Raw genomic sequence first — 17,887 nt, 5'->3', positions numbered from 1 at the left:
CTTGTCCGATGTCATTCATTCATTGCTGCGTGAGCGCCTGGCGCCATCCGAGGCCCTCGACCGTGGTGGCGCGGGGCTTGTATTCGCAGCCGATCCAGCCGTCGTAGCCGAGCGAGTCGATGTGCTTGAAGAGCCACGGGTAGTTGATCTCGCCCGTGCCCGGCTCGCCGCGGCCCGGGTTGTCGGCCAGCTGGATGTGGCCGATCTGCGCGAGGTGCTTCGTGAGCGTGTTGCCCAGCTCGCCTTCCATGCGCTGCGCGTGATAGATGTCGTACTGCACGCGCAGGTTGGAAGAGCCGACTTCCTCGATCAGCGCCAGCGCCTGGTCGGTGCGCGTGAGGAAGAAGCCGGGGATGTCGAAGGTGTTGATGGGCTCGATCAGCAGGCGCAGACCCGCTGCTTCGAGTTCGCGCGCGGCGAGGCGGAGGTTGGCCACTACCGTCTTGTGGGCCGCTTCCCTGTCGACGCCCGCGGGCACCTTTCCCACGAGGCAGTTGACCTGCGGGCAACCGAGAGCGGTGGCGTAGTCGATCGCCACGCCGATGCCTTCGGCGAACTCGCCCGTGCGGTCGGGATGGCAGGCGATGCCGCGCTCGCCCTTGTCCCAGTCGCCGGCGGGCAGGTTGTGCAGCACCTGCTGCAGGCCGTTGTCGCGCAGGGCGGCGGCGAGTTCCTTCTTCTCGAAGGGGTAGGGGAAGAGGTACTCCACTCCCTTGAAGCCGGCCTTGGCGGCGGCCTCGAAGCGCTGCATGAAGGGCAGCTCGGTGAAGAGCATCGTCAGGTTGGCTGCGAACTTGGGCATGTCTTTTCTCTTCCTTCGTCTCAGTCGAGCAGCGCTGCCACGGCGGTGGGCGCGTCGGCCAGCGTCTCGGCCAGCGGCTCGAACTCGGTGATGTTGTCGATCTCGGTGCCCATCGCGATGTTGGTCACGCGCTCCAGCATCACCTCGATCACCACCGGCACGCTGAACTCGGCCATCAGGGCCTCGGCGCGGCGGATGGCCGGCGCGATCTCTTCCTGCCGGTTGACGCGGATCGCCTTGCAGCCCAGGCCCTCGACCACCTTCATGTGGTCCACGCCGTAGCTGCTCTCGATGCCCGCGTCGGGCGCCGCGTTGATGTTGTCGAACGCGAGCTGCACGCAGTAGTCCATCTCGAAGCCGCGCTGCGCCTGGCGGATCAGGCCGAGGTAGGAGTTGTTGACCACGATGTGGATGTACGGCAGCTTGAACTGCGCACCCACGGCCAGCTCCTCGATCATGAACTGGAAGTCGTAGTCGCCCGAGAGCGCGACGATCTTGCGCGTGGGGTCGGCTGCACGCACGCCCAGCGCTGCGGGAATGGTCCAGCCCAGCGGGCCGGCCTGGCCGCAGTTGATCCAGTGGCGCGGGTTGTACACGTGCAGGAACTGCGCGGCCGCAATCTGCGAGAGACCGATGGTGCTCACGTAGCAGGTGTCGTTGCCGAAGTTGTTGTTCATGCACTGGTACACGCGCTGCGGCTTCATCGGCACTTCGTCGAAGTTGGTCTTGCGCAGCATGGTCTTCTTGCGCTCGATGCACGCCTTGGCCCACTCGCGGCGGTCGGTCAGGCGGCCGGCGGCCTTCATTTCCTCGGCCACCTCGACGAAGAGTTCGAGCGCGGCCTTGGCGTCGGACACGATGCCGAAGTCGGGCGTGAACACGCGGCCGATCTGCGTGGGCTCGATGTCCACGTGCACGAAGGTGCGGCCCTTGGTGTAGACGTCGACCGAGCCGGTGTGGCGGTTGGCCCAGCGGTTGCCGATGCCCAGCACGAAGTCGCTGGCGAGCATCGTGGCGTTGCCGTAGCGGTGGCTGGTCTGCAGGCCGCACATGCCGGCCATCAGCGGGTGGTTGTCGGGAATGGAGCCCCAGCCCATGAGCGTGGGGATCACCGGCACGCCGGTGGCCTCGGCAAAGCGCACCAGCAGGTCGGACGCGTCGGCGTTGATGATGCCGCCGCCGGCCACGATCAGCGGGCGCTCGGCCGCGTTGAGCATGCCGATGGCCTTCTCGATCTGGGCGCGCGTGGCGGCCGGCTTGTACGGCTTGAGCGGTTCGTAGCTGTCGATGTCGAACTCGATCTGCGCCATCTGCACGTCGAAGGGCAGGTCGATCAGCACCGGGCCCGGGCGGCCCGAGCGCATCAGGTGGAAGGCCTGCTGGAACACCTGCGGCACCTGGCCCGGCTCGCGCACCGTGACCGACCACTTGGTGACGGGCTTGGAGATCGATTCGATGTCCACCGCCTGGAAGTCTTCCTTGTAGAGCCGCGCGCGGGGCGCCTGACCGGTGATGCAGAGGATGGGGATCGAATCGGCCCAGGCCGAGTACAGGCCCGTGATCATGTCCGTGCCCGCCGGGCCCGAGGTGCCGATGCACACGCCGATGTTGCCTGCCACCGCGCGGGTGTAGCCCTCGGCCATGTGCGAGGCGCCTTCCACGTGCCGCGCGAGGATGTGCGCGATGCTGCCGCGCTGGCGCAGGGCCGAGTACATCGGGTTGATCGCCGCGCCGGGCACGCCGAAGGCCTGCGTGACGCCTTCTTTTTCCATCACCAGAACCGCGGCCTGGACCGCTGCCATCTTTGCCATCTGAGTCTCCTTTGGGATGGGCTCACTGTAGGAAGCGGGGCGGATTCCAAGAAGACGGCTGCGGACCATAAAACCTATTCCACGGCGGAATAAGTGACTACCATCCGGCCCATGGACAGATTGCTGGCAATGGAAATGTTCGTGCGCGTGGTCGAGACGGGCAGCTTCTCGAAGGCCGCGCGCGAGTTCAACACCACGCAGCCCACGGTGACCAAGCAGATCGCCGCCACCGAGGAGCGGCTGAAGGTGCGCCTGCTCAACCGCAACACGCGTGGCGTGAGCCTCACCGAGCCGGGCGCGCTCTACTACGAGAAGTGCAAGACCATCGTGCGCGAGGCCGAGGAGGCCGACAGCATCGTGCAGCTGCGGCAGACCCAGGCGCAGGGGCTGCTGCGCGTGGGCACCTCGGTGGCCTTCGGGCGGCGCGTGGTGGTGCCGCTGGCGCTCGAATACATGAGCCGGCATCCGCAGGTGCAGCTCGACCTGAGCTTCGAGGACCGCTACGTGGATCTCATCGCGCAGGGCATCGACGTGGCCATCCGCATGGGCAAGCTGGCCGACTCGTCATTGGGCGCGCGCTACCTGGGCGCCAATCCGTGGGTGATGGTCGCCTCGCCCGCCTATCTGAAGAAGCACGGCACGCCGAAGCGCGCGCAGGACCTGAGCGCGCACGTGGCGCTCATCTACAGCAGCGTGGTGGGCGACGAGTTCTGGCGCATGCACACGCCCAGGGGTGAGCCGGTCACGGTGCCGGTGTCGGGCCGCTTCCGCTCGAACAACCTCTCGGCCGTGCTGGCGGCGGCGCGCGACGGGCTGGGCATCGCGCTGATGCCGCGCTACGTGGCCAGCGACTCGCTGGCGGCCGGCAAGGTGCGCGAGGTGCTCGGCGACCACGCGCTGCCCGAGCAGGAGATACACGCCGTCTTCCCGTCGCCCAAGCTGGTGCCGGGCAAGGTGTCGGGCTTCGTGGCCTTCCTGCAGGGGCGCTTCGACGAAGGCTGGTGGGAGGCCTGAATTTCTTCTTCTTCTTCTTCTTCTTCTTCTTCTTCAGGCGCTCACGAAGGCACCGTGCAGGCCTAGAGGAAGGGCGTAAGGCAGCGTGGCCTGCGCCACCGGTCCCGCAGCCAGGTTGTCGGCCGCGAAGCACGACAGCACCGTCGTCTGCCTGCCGAAGTCGAGCACGGTGCCCAGCACCCAGCCCGCTTTCGAGCCGTCGGGCACGAAGACGTGTTCTTCCACCATGGCCTGCGTGCCGTAGCTGTAGCGCTGGCTGCGGCCGGTCTCGACGTCGGTGCGCGCGATCGCGCCGAAGCCGGGCAGGTCGCGCCGGATCTGCGTGGCGTGCACCACCTGGCGATGGCGCAGGCCGACGCGGCGCGGGTCGATGCGCGGGAATTCGGCTTCCTGCGCCAGCGTCTTCTGCGTGGCGCGCTCCGTGGACAGGTTCAGCGTGGCCACGGTCAGGTGCGGCTCGGTGGTCTTCATGCGGCGGGCGCGCATCAGTTCGCGGCTGGTGACGAACACCGAGTCGGCGTTGTCCGAGCGCACGTAGTCGATGTGGATCTGCGTGCCGCGCGGCGTGTCTTCCTCCCAGGCGTTGCCGACGTGGAACAGGAAGCCGGCCGGCAGCGCGAGCACCTGGCGCTTTTCCCAGTTCCGCTTGTCGATGACCAGTGCGCGCATGCCGAGCTCCGGCCGCCAGACGTGCGCGTCGAGAAAGCTCGCGCCGGCGGCCTTGCGCTTGCTGTCGTAGACCAGCGGCGGCAGCAGGAACACCAGGTGCCGCTCGGTGACGGCGAAGTCGTGGACCATCGGCATGTCTGCCACCGGCACCACGGCCGCGCGCCGCAGCGCGCCTTCGGGCGCGATCTCGTACAGCGCCAGCAGGCCCTGGCCGGAGCTCACGCCGAAATTCCACACCGTGCCGTCCGGATCGACCTTGGGGTGGGCCGAAAACGGCATGCCCGCGAGATCGGCCCGCCAGGTCTTCACGCCCAGCGTGTCGAGCGTGAGCGCGTCGATGCGCGTGGCCGAGCCGCCTTCCCACAGCGCCAGGACCTCGCCGCGCATCGGCAGCACGCTGGTGTTGGCGACGTTGATGCTGTCGGCGGAAGTCGGCGGCTCCACGCCCGGCGACATGGTGCCGAAGGCCTCGAACAGGCGGCGGCCGGCCTTCACTTCGGCCACGCGCTTGGGCGTGGCGACATAGCGGCCCTGGTGACGCACGTCGGTTCCCTCGATCACGAAGCGATGCACCATGCCGTCGCCGTCGAACCAGTGGTGGTAGCGCTCGCCGCCCAGGTCGTGGCCGGCCGGGCCGATGCGGAACAGCGTGCCCGCCACGGCGTCGGGGAAGCGTCCGCGCACCGTGGCACGGGTCAGCGGAAAGTCGTCGGCAGGCGTGGCGAAGCCGGTCTTCCAGGGGGCGTCGGCAGCCTCGAACTGGGTATGCCAATCGTCGGTGCCGGCCGCGCGCGCCAGCGGTGCCAGCAGGGGCAGGGCGCCGGCCGAAGCCAGCAGGCGCAGGAGTTCGCGTCGTTCCATGGCGTCGTGCTCCTCAGCGCAGGTGGATGACGGTCTGCAGGTCGGCGTCGACGGCGATCGCGGCGGCCTCGAAGTCGGGCGCGGCGCGGTTGCCCTTGGCGTCGTTCGAGAAGCCGTAGCGCTCGATCGGCATGCCCATGAGGTTGGTGTCGAGCTTGCCGTTGCCGTTCTCGTCGGCGAATGCGCGCAGCGCGTAGCGTCCGGGCGCCAGCCCCGCGAACACGAGGCGGGCCTTGCCGTCCTGCATCGGCGCAGTCTGCGAGGCCACGGCCTTGCTCTCGGCGTAGCTGGCGGCGTCGTTGTACAGCGCGACGTAGAGCGTGGCATTGGCGGCGGGGCCGTCGGCGACGCTCAGGCTCAGGTCGGCGGCGAAGGCGCCGGCGGGCAGGAGGATCGCGGCGGCACACAGGGCGTGCACGGCCGGACGGGACATGAATGCGGGAAGTTGCATGGCGGGCCTCGTTGGAAGTTGGAGGCCCGACGATCTCGCAGGCCGGGCACGGTGCCCAGCGCCATGTGACGAAACGCAGGATTGCGCGCGCGAAATGCGCGCGGAGGGGGCGGAACGGAGGAGCGGGCGGGTGCCTGCTCCTGCTTCAGCCGCCTCAGCCCTTCTTCTTGCCGCTGTTCTCGGCGCCTTCCACGCCTTCGGCCGCCTCGTGGCCGTTGCCCACGTGCCCCGAATCGGCGAAGAGGCTCCACGCGGCCATGAACAGCGCCGCGATCACCGGCCCGATCACGAAGCCGTTGATGCCGAAGATCGCCATGCCGCCGATGGTCGACATCAGCACGATGTAGTCGGGCATCTGCGTGTCCTTGCCCACCAGCACGGGGCGCAGGATGTTGTCGACCAGGCCGATCACGAACACGCCCACGAAGATCAGCACGCCGCCCTGCCAGAAATGGCCCGTGGCCAGGAAGTAGATGGCCACCGGCGCCCAGATCAGCGCCGCGCCCACGGCGGGCAGCAGCGACAGGAAGGCCATCAGCACCGCCCACAGCAGCGCGCCCTGCACGCCGAGGAACCAGAACGCCAGCCCGCCGAGCGCGCCCTGCGCGACGGCCACCGCCACGTTGCCCTTCACGGTGGCGCGGATCACGGTGGTGAACTTGTTGAGCAGGTAGTGCGTGTGCGGCTTGGCCAGCGGCACCGCGTCGCGCATCGTCTTCGACAGCGTCGCGCCGTCGCGCACTAGGAAGTACAGCAGGTACAGCATCACGAAGAAGCTGACGATGAAGTCGAAGGTGTTCTGGCCGATGGCGAGCGCCTGGCTCGCGATGATCTGGCTGGCCTGCCCGGCGGCGGCCGAGATGCGCGCCTGCCAGGCCGCCATGTCGCCGAGGTTGAAGCGCTCGACCAGGTTCAGCAGCCACTGCGGCGAGGCGTCCAGGATCTGCTGGAAGTAGGCCGCGAAGTTGAGCTGCCCGGAACGGATGCTCTGCGTGACCAGCGCGATCTCCTGCACCAGCGACACGCCCACCATGGCCAGCGGCAGGATCACGATGAACAGGCAGATGGCCAGCGTGGAAAGTGCCGCCGCGTTGGGCCTGCCGCGCATCTTCTTCAGCAGCCGCTTGTAGAGCGGCGTGAACAGGATCGCCAGCGCCACGCCCCACAGCACCGCGCCGAAGAACGGCATCAGCACCCAGAGGAAGGCGATGGTCACGACGGCGAGAAGGGCGAGGAACACGCCGCGCTGGAGTTGGGGTGAGTTCATAAGTGTCTCGGACTGTAGCCGAGCACAGCGACGGCGGAAGCCGTCCGCCGGCCGCGGCTCACTCGATCGATCGAGGATCTGCCGTCCTGGGGCGGGAATATCGAGATAAATCGCACCAAAGCTCGCTCGTTTATTTCAGATGGCCGAATTCGTGTCGGCCTGAGTCCTAGGATTGCCTGCAAGAAATAAGAGAGGGAGGTGAGCGTGAGCTCAATTTGCAATTGTTATTCGTGCAGAACGATTTGCCCACGGATTTGCCCGTGGGCTTCTCACCGTATCTGCATATATCGGCCCTCTCATGATCCGGCACGCCGGATTCAGATCCCGTCGGCAGAGGCGCCGTAATTCCGCAAGCCGGGAGCCCGGCTACGAAGCCGGTCCCGTGCGCATGCGCGACTGAGCCTCTTTTTTTACCAATCGATTTTCACGACACAAGCAGACGCAGTCAGGGAGACTGGACAATGGGATCAGGCACGCCCCAGCGGCCACCATCGGGCACACATCAAGGCCAGCCCGCACCAACACCGATCACCGAGCGCGAGCCCCAGACGGCCGTCGCCCCGTTGAACACCATCGCCAAGGAAGACATTGCCGCCGCGAGCAAGGTAGTGGACGAGTGGCTGCGGTCCTTCACCGGCGGCTACGTCACGCTCGATCGGCTGACCACGGTGCTGGGCAGCATCCCCATCGTGGGCAACGTCATGGCGCTGGTGGATGTGTTTCTCGACATCGTCACCATCCTCGAGAAGAAGTCGACCGATGCCGTCACCAGGTTCCTGAACTGGGCGAGCCTCGGCATCAACCTCATCGGCCTGATCCCGGCGCCACCCACCATGGCCGCAGCGCGCGTGAGCCTTCGACCCACGCTGCATCTGCTCAAGCAGGAACTCATGCATGGGGCCAGGAATCTCGGCGGGACCATCGTCACCATGCTGGCGGGGCACCTCAATGCATCGATCGTCGGTGAGCTGGAGACCTTCATCGATGGGGCCATCGCAAGGCTCTCGGGCATTCTGGAAGATTGTGCAAAGCTCTCCGACAGCATCCTGGACGATCTGATCGGCATCCTTCAGCGCATGCTCGGCGGGCAGGACCTTTTCACCGTAGCCAAACCGGGCGCCGCGGAAATCAACGAATACGACCCCAAGACCCAAAGCACGTGGAGCGGCATGTGGCGCCGGGCGGTGAAGTACTCCGAGGGCACGGCCAGGCGCGCCGCCAACTACGCTGCCAGGAAGGCGGCCGCTTACCTGCCCGAAAGCGTCAGGGCCAGGGTCAACGCGGTGATCGAGAGCCTGGGGGCCTTGAAGGCGGACTTCCGCAAGCAACTGACCGACCTCGCCGACCAGGAACTGCAGGGCAGCATCATGTGGCTGCTGCGCCAGCTGCTGTTGGCCATGGCACAGAAGAAGAGCCTGCGCGCAGCCATCGTGCCGCCAGGTGCCGGTGGCGAAGCAACAAGAAACAGGCCCGACACCCGGGTCGAACACCTCCGCGTGCAGGCGCCGGTCAGGGGTGATCCCGGTTGCAAGAACTGTCCGCTTTCCGGCGCGCAGGTTCCCTCGTCAAGCAGGTTCGCCATCAGCCTGGCGACCGGCTGCGAAAGCTTCACCCACGTCGACTTCGCGCTGGCTGCGCCGATGCCTATCACCTGGGCACGCACCTACCGGAGCAACCTCGGCGCCTTCGACGAGGGCAGCCTCGGCGCGAGATGGCTTACCCCATACAGCACTCGCGTGGACATCGCCACGCCGGCCCAAGGTCCGCGGGCCGGCGAGCTCAGCCTGATCTATCACGGTGCCGACGGCCGCAGCCATGCCTACCCGCTGCTGGCCGCGGGCCAGAGCTACCGCGATGCCATCGAAGAAGCGACGCTCACACGGCTGAGCGAGACGCTGTTGACCGTGGATTTCGGCAAGGCCGCAACGGCGGGCGAGGCCAGCGACTGGCGCGAGGTCTACGAGCTGGTGGATACCTCGGCTCGCAAGGTATCCACGCAGGGCAGGCAGCACTTTCGTCTCGTCGCGCTGCATGCCGGCAAGGAAGCCAGCATCGGCCTGCGCTACGACCACGTGATCGCAGCCACTGGCGAACAGGTCTTGAGCGACATCGTCAGCAAGCAGGGCGATCGCACGATTGCCCATGTGGGCACTCGCCCCGATGCGCGAAGCGGATTGATCAACAGCCTGTGGGAGATCAAGGACGGCCAGGTCGTCCGCCAACTTGCCACCTATGTGCACGACGCCGAAGGCGATCTCGTCTCGGCGCAGGACGAGAACGGCGAAACCTGGAACTACCGCTACAGCCACCATCTCGTGACCCGATACACCGACCGCACGGGCCGGGGCATGAACCTCGAATACGACGGCACCGGCGTCGATGCCAGGGCGGTTCGCGAATGGAGCGATGACGGGAGCTTTGCCCTCAGGCTGGAGTGGGACAGGAACATCCGCTTGACCTACGTGACCGACGCGCTCGGCGCAGAGACCTGGTACTACTACGACATCCTCGGCTACACCTACCGGATCATCCATCCCGACAAGCGCCAGGAATGGTTCTTTCGCGATGAAGCGAAGAACATCACGCGTCATGTCCATACCGACGGCAGCACGGACGATTTCAGCTACGCCGCCGACGGCAACCTGCGGACCCACACCCGGGCCGACGGCAGCCAGGTGCATTTTGCGCACGACCAGCGCGGACGCATGACGGGCCTGCGCGACGCCGAAGGTGGCGTCTGGACGCGCGACTACGACGCTGACGGCAATCTCGTCGAAGAGATCGACCCGCTGGGGCACAAGACCGGATACGCCTGCGACAAGGCTGGCCGGCCCGTGCGGATCACCGATGCGAAGGGCGGCGTCAAGACGCTGACCTACACCTGGGCGGGCCAGCTTGCCAGCCACACCGATTGCTCGGGCAAGACCACGCGGTGGGAGTACGACGAGCGAGGGCGCCTGGTCAAGGCTACCGATGCCATGGGCCAGAGCACGCGGTATCGCTACGCGGACGCGAAGGAAGAGCGCAAGGCCACCGCCGCGACGAACGCCAACCGTCCGGGCCGACTCGAGGAGATCATCCTGCCGGACAACAGCAGCGAGCATTTCGTGCACGACGCCGAGGGACGCCTGCTCGCGCACACCGACGCGCTGGGGCGCAGGACGAGCTATGACTACACGCGATCCGGCCGCGTGTCCCGGCGCACCGATGCGGCGGGGCGCACGCTCAAGTACCGCTGGGATCTGCTGGGACGTTTGAGCGAACTGCACAACGAGAACGGCAGCCGCTACGACTTCCGCTATGACCTCGTAGGCCGTTTGCTTGAAGAAGTGGGCTTCGACCGCAAGACCACACGCTTCTGCTATGAGGACTCCACGGGCGTGCTGTCGGAAGTGGTCGAAGGTAGTCACACCACGCGACTGCAATTCGACCTGATCGGCCGCTTGATCGAGCGCACGGCCGGCGGCGTTGCCGAGAGCTTTGCCTACGATCGGAACGGCCGGTTGGTCGAAGCCAGCAACAGCGACGCGAAGCTGCAATGGTTCTACGACCCCGCGGGCAACCTAACGCGCGAGCACCAACACTACCTGGAAGGCGCCTGCACCGCGGTCTGGCAGCACGGCTACAACGAACTCAATCAGCGCGTCGCGACCATCCGCCCGGACGGTCACGTGACGCAGTGGCTCACCTATGGCTCCGGCCACGTGCACGGATTGCTCGTCGACGGGCAGGACATCCTGGGTTTCGAGCGCGACGACCTGCACCGCGAGATCGGGCGCGAACAGGGCAATGGGCTCCTGCAGAAACAGAGCTACGACCCGGCCGGCCGTTTGCTGGAGCAGCAGATCTTCCAGACCAGGCGCGGCGCCTTTCAATCCGCCGGCATCCGCCGCAGCTACCAATACGACAAAGCCGGCCAGTTGATCGCCATCAGCGACAGCCGGCGCGGCAACCTCAGCTACCGCTATGACCCGGTAGGGCGGCTGCTCGAAGCCAATAGCCGATTGGGACGGGAGACGTTCGCGTTCGATCCGGCGGGGAATATCGGCAACCCCTCTTCAGAAGCGGAAGGCACAGCGCAGCCGGCAGGCCGCATCACCAATCGCGTCGCTGTTCGCGCGGGCAGTGATGGCCGCAGCACGTCCGGCAAGCTGATGGACAACCTGCTGAAGGACTACGCAGGCACCCGCTACAAATGGGACGAGCGCGGCAACCTGATCGAGCGCAGCCGCAACGGCGAAAAGACCGTGTTCACCTGGGACGGCTACAACCGCATGCGCAGCGCCGAAACCTTCGGCGAAACCACGACCTTCAGCTACGACCCGCTGGGCCGGCGCATCGCCAAGTGCACGCGGCATGGAAGCACCTTGTTCGGGTGGGACGGCGACACGCTGGCGTTCGAGAGCACGCAAAGCACAGAGGCGCAGCAGGAACAGACATGGCGGGGCGACAGCGTCCACTACATCCATGAACCTGGCGCGTTCGTGCCGCTGGTGCAGATCCGGCAGGCGCAGGCGGTTGCGCTGAGCAAGACGACGGATGTGAAAGCGCTGATGGCCGAAAACGGCGGGCGCTATGACATCGAGCAGGACCCGCTATGGAATGGCGAACATAGCCGAGCGCCCGCGCCATTCGTCAAGGAAGAGATCGCTTTCTACCAGTGCGACCATCTGGGCACACCGCAGGAGCTGACGGATCATGAGGGGCGTGTGGTCTGGTCGGCGAGCTACAAGGCTTGGGGTGAGGCGAGGCAGGCGATCAGCGAGGCTGGCAGGAAAGCGGGGTTCCGGAATCCGATTCGGTTTCAGGGGCAGTATTGGGATGAAGAGACGGGGCTGCATTACAACCGGCATCGGTACTACGACCCGCATGGTGGACGGTTCGCCTCAAATGACCCTATTGGTCTGGCAGGGGGGACAAACCTCCATCTGTTTGCGCCAAATCCAGTGCAATGGGTTGACCCATTTGGGTTTACGTGCCACTCCACGAGGCGTGCTAGTTTGAGGGAGATTCGCAGGCAGCTTGGCATTCCGATATCTCGGCAACCTATAAAGCAAAAAATGATCCCGCTGACCGACTCAGCAGGTGGCTGGATTTTGGGAAGTAACAAGAAACCAGTTGTGACCCGAGAGCTAACTTATCAAGTCAATGGAAAGAATATAGTTATTCAAGATCATTCTGCTGGGCACTACTACGGCGAAGATGGGGTTGGCGATCAACCATCGCATCACAATGTTCGCCCCGAGGAAAACACCCGGACAGGAAAGGTTGCCATGATGGATGACCATTATTATTTTAATTGCCGGAACAAAAAATGAATTTACCCCGAAAGATGTTAAATCCGCAGGCGCTACTTTCTCTTTATGGGGAATTTCCTTCTTTGAGTGGTTCGGAAATAATTGAGTTTTTGTTGAGACGCGATGAGCCTCATGCTTTAATAAAGGTTATGACAGAAAGCAAACCCAAATATGCACCAGTCAGGTGGCCTAAAAATTACGACGTGATTTATCTGGGTTTTTCATTCATTGGGGTAAAGAGAATGGCTGCGAGCAATTGGGGGCGTGCAAACGTCGTGGATCAATTTGAATTCGAAGAGATGGATGCACTGATGTCGATACGAGTATCTTGTAAAAATGGATTTTCGATTTCTCTGGATTGCGACTGGATTTCGATTGACAGCGTTGTTCCCGGATGCATTGGAAGCCCGTAGCGGCACCACATCGGGTCGTGTCGGAAAATGCAAGGACTAACGAAGTTGATAAGAATTTACGGTGCGAGGCTTGGTGAGCTACAAGACTTGAACTGAGGCAAGGCGGCTACTAGACAGGCGAGCAGGAAAGCGCGATGTCGGAATTCGATTCGAGAGGCATGAAGAGATTTGGGTCATTGCAGCCGACTGAATGAGGTATGAAAGTCTTGTTTTCTAGAGTTGATCCATTTTCCGAGCCTCAGGGTTTTGATATGGGGGATTTTTCGATTGAATTCGAGGGTAAAAAAATTTCTTCCCAAGGAGATGCTCGAAGTTTGATGATGATTTATATAGCAATTCCCGATTTGATATTCGGTGTTCTGGGGTTGCAAGGTGGGCGCGGGATCTACAGTTTCGTGGGAGCGGATTCCTCTTTTTCGGTGAGATTTAAGTCTAGAGGGAACGAGTTTGAAGTTTCGCAGCGCAAGGCAGTAAAAATAATTTGCGACAAGGTTGATTTTTTGAGCGCCCTTTGCGCTGGCGTAGATGATTTTCTTGTATCAGGAAATGAATTGAAAATTTCTGACTCGATGCACTCTGATCTTCACACTGCTATCGAGAGGTTGAAGCAAACCAAACTGGGGAAGTGAATTTGTCGAAGCTCTTATTCTGCGGTGCTGTGAGAGTGACGTGATGAGCGTATTGGGGCCGGTTGCGGGCCGAACCTGTGCTATTCGCCATATTTGTGCTTTTGCCGTAGAACAGATCGGGGCGTCCGCTTCTGCCCCAATACAACTTTCCGGGCACACCGCAGGAGCTGACAAATCACGGCACGCCTATAGCTCGGCTGGCCACGTATCAGGGCGGGACTCGCGCCGTTCCCGGCCGCACCAGCGTTGCGGGGCGCAAACCCCCGCGACTCACCGCCGCGCGCGCGGCAACGCCACCGGTGCCAGCGTAGCCTTGAGCCTGCTGGTCGCATCCGGCTCCGCCGCCGCATCCACCTCCAGCGCCCGCTCGACATTGCCAATGTGCTCCAGCATCAGCTGCCGCGCCCCGGCCGTGTCCCCGGCTTCGAGCGCCGCGACGATCGCCCCGTGCTCCGCGCACGACTGCCCCGCCTCGTGCTTCGACTGGTAGAGCGTGGCCGCCAGCGTGGTGCGGGCCGTGAGATCGCGCAGCACGTCGACCAGCAACTGGTGCCCCATCTGCTCGGCCAGGCAGACGTGGAAGTCGGCCAGCAGGAAGGCGCGCGTGGCGGCGTCGGCGCCTTCGATGGCGCGCTGCTCGTCGGCGATGTGGTCGCGCAGCTTGCGGATCACCTTCGAGAGCGGCCGGCCCGCGCTGGCCTCGAGGATGCCGGCCTCCACGATGCGCCGCGCCGAGAAGGCGTCGCGCGCCTCTTCGGCCGAAGGCTCCACCACGTACCAGCCGCGGCGCGACTGCACCTCGACGAAGCCGCGCGCCTGCAGCTGCATCAGCGCCTCGCGCACCATCGTGCGGCTCACCGAGAAGTTCTCGGCCAGCGCCTGCTCGCCCAGCCGCTCGCCCGGCGCGAGCTTCTGCGCGAGGATGGCCTCGACGACGCGTTCGGCGATGACGGTGGGGCTGACGTCGGCGGGCATGTTTCTCTTCTGTTCCCTGTTCAGTGGGCGCTCGATGCGGAGGCGGTGGCCGTGGTGTTTACCACGGCTGCGTCTTCGGCCTCGGCCAGCGGCTCGTCGTCGGGCGAATAGGTGCCGTCGAGCACCGCGTGTGCGCGTTCGCGGTCGATGTCGCCTTCCCAGGCGGCGATGGCCACGGTTGCCACGCAGTTGCCGATCAGGTTGCCCAGCGCGCGGGCGATGCCCATGAACCAGTCGACCGACAGCACCAGCACCAGCCCGATGGCGGGGATCGCCGGAATGGCGTGCAGCGTTGCCGCCAGCACCACGATGGCCGAGCCCGGCACGCCGTGCGCGCCCTTGGAGGTGACCAGCGCGATCGCCAGGATCGTCATCAGGTCGGCCATCGAGATCGGCGTGTTGGTGGCCTGCGCGATGAACACGGCCGCCAGCGTGATGTAGATCGAGAAGGCGTCGAGGTTGAACGAGTAGCCCGTGGGAATCACCAGGCCCACGGTCGAATCGCGGATGCCCATGCGGCGCAGCTTGGCCATGACCTGCGGCAGCACGCTGTCCGACGAGGTGGTGGCGAACACGATGGCGAGCTCCTCGCGCAGGTAGCGCAGCAGCTTGATCAGGCTGAAGCCCGACATGCGCATCACCAGCCCGAGCACCACGAACACGAAGACCAGCACCGCGCCGTAGAAGAGGGCGACCAGCATGCCCAGCTGCTTGAGCGAGCCGATGCCGTACTGCCCCACCGTGAACGCGATGGCGCCCAGTACACCCAGCGGCGCCAGCTTGATGATGATGCCCATGATCTTGAAGAGCACCAGCGAGAGCGCGTCGACCACCACGGCCACCGGCTTGCCGCGCTCGCCGAGCAGCGTGAGCGCGCAGCCGAAGAGCACCGCGAACAGCAGCACCTGCAGCACGTCGCCGGTGGCGAAGGCGTTCACCACCGTGGTCGGGATGAGCTTCATCAGGAACTCGACCGTGCCGCCGCTCGTGAGCTTGTCGGCGTTCGAGGCATAGGCGCTCATCGCGGCCGGATCGAGCTTCGACGGGTCGACGTTCATGCCCGTGCCCGGCTGGAACACGAAGGCCAGCACCAGGCCCATCGCCAGCGCGATGGTGGTCAGCACCTCGAAGTAGATGAGCGATTTCACGCCCACCCGGCCCACGCGCCTGAGGTTTCCCGCGCCGGCGATGCCATGCACCACCACGCAGAACACCAGCACAGGGATGATCATCTTGATCAGCTTGATGAAACCGTCACCGAGCGGCTTGAGCTTGACGGCGTACTCGGGCGCAAGAAGCCCCGCGAGCACGCCGAGCACCAGCGCGATGACCACCTGACCGAATAGCGATTTGGCGAAGCGGGGCATGAAGTCTCCTGTCTGTCTGTCGTGTCTGGGTTTTGCATGCAAGCAATGCCATCTCTTGCATGCAAGAAATGTAGGCAAGACAAACGAAGAGGCGTCAGAGGGTATTCCCGGGCGTAGGCCGGGGGAATCAAGGCGTGGAGTCGCCTTTGGGGAGATGGGGCCTGCTGCCGGAGCGGGTTCCGGCAGCAGGGTCACGGGTTCGCCGCAGCGAAGCCCGTGGGCGCTCAGCCCGGGATGTTCGGCTCGACCAGCTGGGCCAGCGAGACCAGCGACTCCTGCCAGCCCAGGTAGCACATCTCGGCGGGAATCACGGCGGGAATGCCTTCCTGAACGATGGAAACGTCCGTGCCGCAGGACACGGCGGTCAGGCTCACGGTCGTCTGCATGGTGCCCGGAAGGTTGGGATCGTCGAAGCTCGCGTCGTACGCGATGCGGGTGTGCGGAACGAGCTCCAGGTACTTGCCGCCGAACGAGTGGCTGTGGCCGGTGCCGAAGTTGGTGAAGGACATGCGCCAGATGCCGCCCACCACCGGCTCCATCGCGTGGACCTTGCCGGTGTAGCCGAACGGGGGCAGCCAGCGCTCGAAGGCGCCGGGCTGGGTGAATGCGCGATAGATGCGCTCCGGCGGGGCGCGCAGGACACGGTGCAGGCGGACGGTATTGGTGTTGGTAGCCATGGTTGATTACTCCTGAAGAACCGAGGATGACCCTCAGCAGCACGTCGGGCGAGCGTGAGGAGAATCGACATGCCGGGAGATAGGTGAAAACCCTGGTCCGGTTCCGCGCCGCTTCCCTTTTCTTACCTGCAGTCGTTCCAGTAGGCGTCGACGTTCGCCTCCAGCGGCGTCGCGACCCGCTTCAGCGACGCGCGGCCCTGGGCGTCCCTGGCGACGACGAAGACGTGGCCGTCCTGGACCGGGAAGCCGTTGCGCAGGAACTTGAAGCCGCTGCGCACTGACGGAAAGTCGGCCCTGCTGAGTGCGTTGCGCAGGTCGCTGCGATTGGCGACGGAGCCTCCGGTTTCCTTCAGCGCGCTGTCGATGAGGAGTGCCGCATCGAAACCCTGCGCGGCGTACTGCGACGGGATGCGCCCGTACTTCCTTTCGAAGGCCGGAACGAAAGCCTTGTTCGTCGGGCTCGGCAGGTCGGGGCCCCAGACCGAGCCCGCCAGCGCGCCGAGCGCGGCATCGCCGAGCAGCGGCAGCGTCGTGCCGTCTACGGTGCCGATGGTCAGCAGGGGAGTCTTGCCCAGCAGGCCCGACCGGTTCATCTGCCTGATGAAGTCGACGCCCATCTGGCCCGGAAGAAAGGCGACCACCGCGTCCGGCGCGACGGACTTGATCTTCGCCAGCTCCGCCGAGTAGTCGGCCTGGCCGGGCCGGGCGTGGAGTTCGCTCACCACCTCGCCCGAATAGAAGTGCCTGAAGCCCCGCAGCTGGTCCCGGCCCGACGGGCTGTCTGGCGCCAGGAACAGCGTTTTCCACCAGCCCTTGTCGACCGCATACCTGCCCACGATCCCGGCCTGGTACTCGTCCTGGGACGAGGTGAAGACGAACCTGTTGTTGCACTGCCTGCCAGCGAGCGGCGCGGGGCCGGCGTTCGAGCCGACGAACAGCACGCCTGATTTGGCGAGCGGCCTGGCCATTGCCATCATCACGTCGGAAGAGGTCACGCCGGTGATGAAGCTGACCTTGTCCTTCTGGACCAGGTTCTCCACCAGCTGCGCACCGAGCTCGGGGTCCTGCCGGTCGTCTTCCTTGACGACCGCCACGGGCACGCCGCCTAGCATTCCGTTGCGCTGTTCCACGGCCAGCATGAAGCCGTCGTACTGGTCCTGCCCGAGTGCCGCCGAAGGTCCGGAGAGCGTGCCGATGAAGCCGATCTTCACCTGGGCTGATGCGGCCAGCGCAGCGGTGCAGAGGGCGCAGGCGAGGAGGACCGAGCGGATGCGGTGGATCAAGAGGTTCCTTGTGACGAGCGAAAGAGGCCTGCGCAAAGTCAGTCGCCGAAGGCCACGAGCCCGCAGCCCTTTCCCACCGCGGCTTCGAGAAGCTCGCGCATGGCGGCGAATGCCGCGAGCGCCTGCCGGTTTCCCGACAGCTCGCCTGCATTCACCGTGAAGACCTTCAGCAGCGTCGCCACCTGCGCAGGCTCGAGCATCGAATCGTCGGAGTACCTGAGATCGGCGCCTGCCTGCCTGCCCTTGTCGAACAGGGCGGCGAGCGAACGATGCGCATCGAGATCGATGGAGCCGGCGAACTCCAGGCTGCCGGGGTCTTCCGGCATGGCCTTGGTGGAGGAGGGCGCGTAGTAGATGTCCAGCATATGCAG

14 protein-coding genes are annotated in these 17,887 nt (G+C 64.9%); 4 read left to right on the top strand and 10 right to left on the bottom strand.

Annotation, left to right across the window (positions count from 1 at the left end; all coding sequences use genetic code 11):
* Nucleotides 1-19 precede the first annotated feature (19 nt).
* Nucleotides 20-802, bottom strand: coding sequence for a hydroxypyruvate isomerase (gene hyi, locus ABL840_RS29935; protein ID WP_093301834.1), 783 nt, complete (start codon nucleotides 800-802; stop codon nucleotides 20-22).
* 20 nt (nucleotides 803-822) lie between these two features.
* Nucleotides 823-2,613 (bottom strand): glyoxylate carboligase, encoded by a 1,791-nt coding sequence (gene gcl / locus ABL840_RS29930; RefSeq protein WP_093301832.1) that lies wholly within the window; start codon nucleotides 2,611-2,613, stop codon nucleotides 823-825.
* Nucleotides 2,614-2,724: 111 nt separating this feature from the next.
* Between gcl and ABL840_RS29925 the strand changes: the two genes are divergently transcribed.
* Nucleotides 2,725-3,627, top strand: a complete 903-nt coding sequence (locus ABL840_RS29925; RefSeq protein ID WP_093197383.1) for a LysR family transcriptional regulator — start codon at nucleotides 2,725-2,727, stop codon at nucleotides 3,625-3,627.
* A gap of 33 nt (nucleotides 3,628-3,660) precedes the next feature.
* On the opposite strand, the gene ABL840_RS29920 is transcribed toward ABL840_RS29925, so the two are convergent.
* The 3 genes from ABL840_RS29920 to ABL840_RS29910 all read right to left on the bottom strand — a co-directional run bounded on the left by ABL840_RS29920 (nucleotide 3,661) and on the right by ABL840_RS29910 (nucleotide 6,875).
* Complete coding sequence (locus tag ABL840_RS29920) at nucleotides 3,661-5,157, bottom strand: carotenoid oxygenase family protein (RefSeq protein ID WP_093301830.1); 1,497 nt, start codon at nucleotides 5,155-5,157, stop codon at nucleotides 3,661-3,663.
* Nucleotides 5,158-5,170: 13 nt separating this feature from the next.
* Nucleotides 5,171-5,608: a DUF2141 domain-containing protein gene (locus ABL840_RS29915; protein ID WP_093301827.1), complete on the bottom strand. Its 438-nt coding sequence runs from the start codon at nucleotides 5,606-5,608 to the stop codon at nucleotides 5,171-5,173.
* 154 nt (nucleotides 5,609-5,762) lie between these two features.
* Nucleotides 5,763-6,875 carry an AI-2E family transporter gene (locus ABL840_RS29910; RefSeq protein WP_093301826.1) on the bottom strand — a complete coding sequence of 371 codons (1,113 nt, stop codon included), beginning with the start codon at nucleotides 6,873-6,875 and terminating at the stop codon, nucleotides 5,763-5,765.
* 563 nt (nucleotides 6,876-7,438) lie between these two features.
* On the opposite strand from ABL840_RS29910, the gene ABL840_RS29905 reads away from it, so the two are divergent.
* The 3 genes from ABL840_RS29905 to ABL840_RS29895 all read left to right on the top strand — a co-directional run bounded on the left by ABL840_RS29905 (nucleotide 7,439) and on the right by ABL840_RS29895 (nucleotide 13,214).
* Nucleotides 7,439-12,193 carry an RHS repeat-associated core domain-containing protein gene (locus ABL840_RS29905; RefSeq protein ID WP_418116059.1) on the top strand — a complete coding sequence of 1,585 codons (4,755 nt, stop codon included), beginning with the start codon at nucleotides 7,439-7,441 and terminating at the stop codon, nucleotides 12,191-12,193.
* On the top strand, nucleotides 12,190-12,585 hold the full coding sequence (locus ABL840_RS29900; RefSeq protein ID WP_093301823.1) for an immunity 50 family protein: 396 nt from the start codon (nucleotides 12,190-12,192) through the stop codon (nucleotides 12,583-12,585). Before ABL840_RS29905 ends, ABL840_RS29900 begins: the two co-directional genes overlap by 4 nt.
* Nucleotides 12,586-12,782: 197 nt before the next feature.
* Nucleotides 12,783-13,214, top strand: coding sequence for a hypothetical protein (locus tag ABL840_RS29895; protein ID WP_143042933.1), 432 nt, complete (start codon nucleotides 12,783-12,785; stop codon nucleotides 13,212-13,214).
* A 270-nt stretch (nucleotides 13,215-13,484) separates the two neighbouring features.
* On the opposite strand, the gene ABL840_RS29890 is transcribed toward ABL840_RS29895, so the two are convergent.
* The 5 genes from ABL840_RS29890 to ABL840_RS29870 all read right to left on the bottom strand — a co-directional run bounded on the left by ABL840_RS29890 (nucleotide 13,485) and on the right by ABL840_RS29870 (nucleotide 17,881).
* Nucleotides 13,485-14,189, bottom strand: coding sequence for a GntR family transcriptional regulator (locus tag ABL840_RS29890; protein ID WP_093301822.1), 705 nt, complete (start codon nucleotides 14,187-14,189; stop codon nucleotides 13,485-13,487).
* A 20-nt stretch (nucleotides 14,190-14,209) separates the two neighbouring features.
* Entirely contained in the window at nucleotides 14,210-15,556 is a 1,347-nt protein-coding gene (locus tag ABL840_RS29885; protein WP_093301820.1) for a C4-dicarboxylate transporter DctA, read from the bottom strand.
* Between the two features lie 224 nt (nucleotides 15,557-15,780).
* Complete coding sequence (locus ABL840_RS29880; protein ID WP_093301819.1) at nucleotides 15,781-16,233, bottom strand: SRPBCC family protein; 453 nt, start codon at nucleotides 16,231-16,233, stop codon at nucleotides 15,781-15,783.
* A 122-nt stretch (nucleotides 16,234-16,355) separates the two neighbouring features.
* On the bottom strand, nucleotides 16,356-17,516 hold the full coding sequence (locus tag ABL840_RS29875; protein WP_176947466.1) for an ABC transporter substrate-binding protein: 1,161 nt from the start codon (nucleotides 17,514-17,516) through the stop codon (nucleotides 16,356-16,358).
* A gap of 38 nt (nucleotides 17,517-17,554) precedes the next feature.
* Nucleotides 17,555-17,881, bottom strand: coding sequence for a hypothetical protein (locus ABL840_RS29870; RefSeq protein WP_093197362.1), 327 nt, complete (start codon nucleotides 17,879-17,881; stop codon nucleotides 17,555-17,557).
* Nucleotides 17,882-17,887: the final 6 nt, after the last annotated feature.

Origin of the sequence: Variovorax sp. NFACC27 (assembly GCF_048301545.1) — a bacterium.
In the GTDB taxonomy this organism is placed as follows: Bacteria; Pseudomonadota; Gammaproteobacteria; order Burkholderiales; family Burkholderiaceae_C; genus Variovorax; species Variovorax gossypii.
Note: the sequence above shows the minus strand (reverse complement) of the source record. Positions and strands in the feature narration are given on the sequence as shown.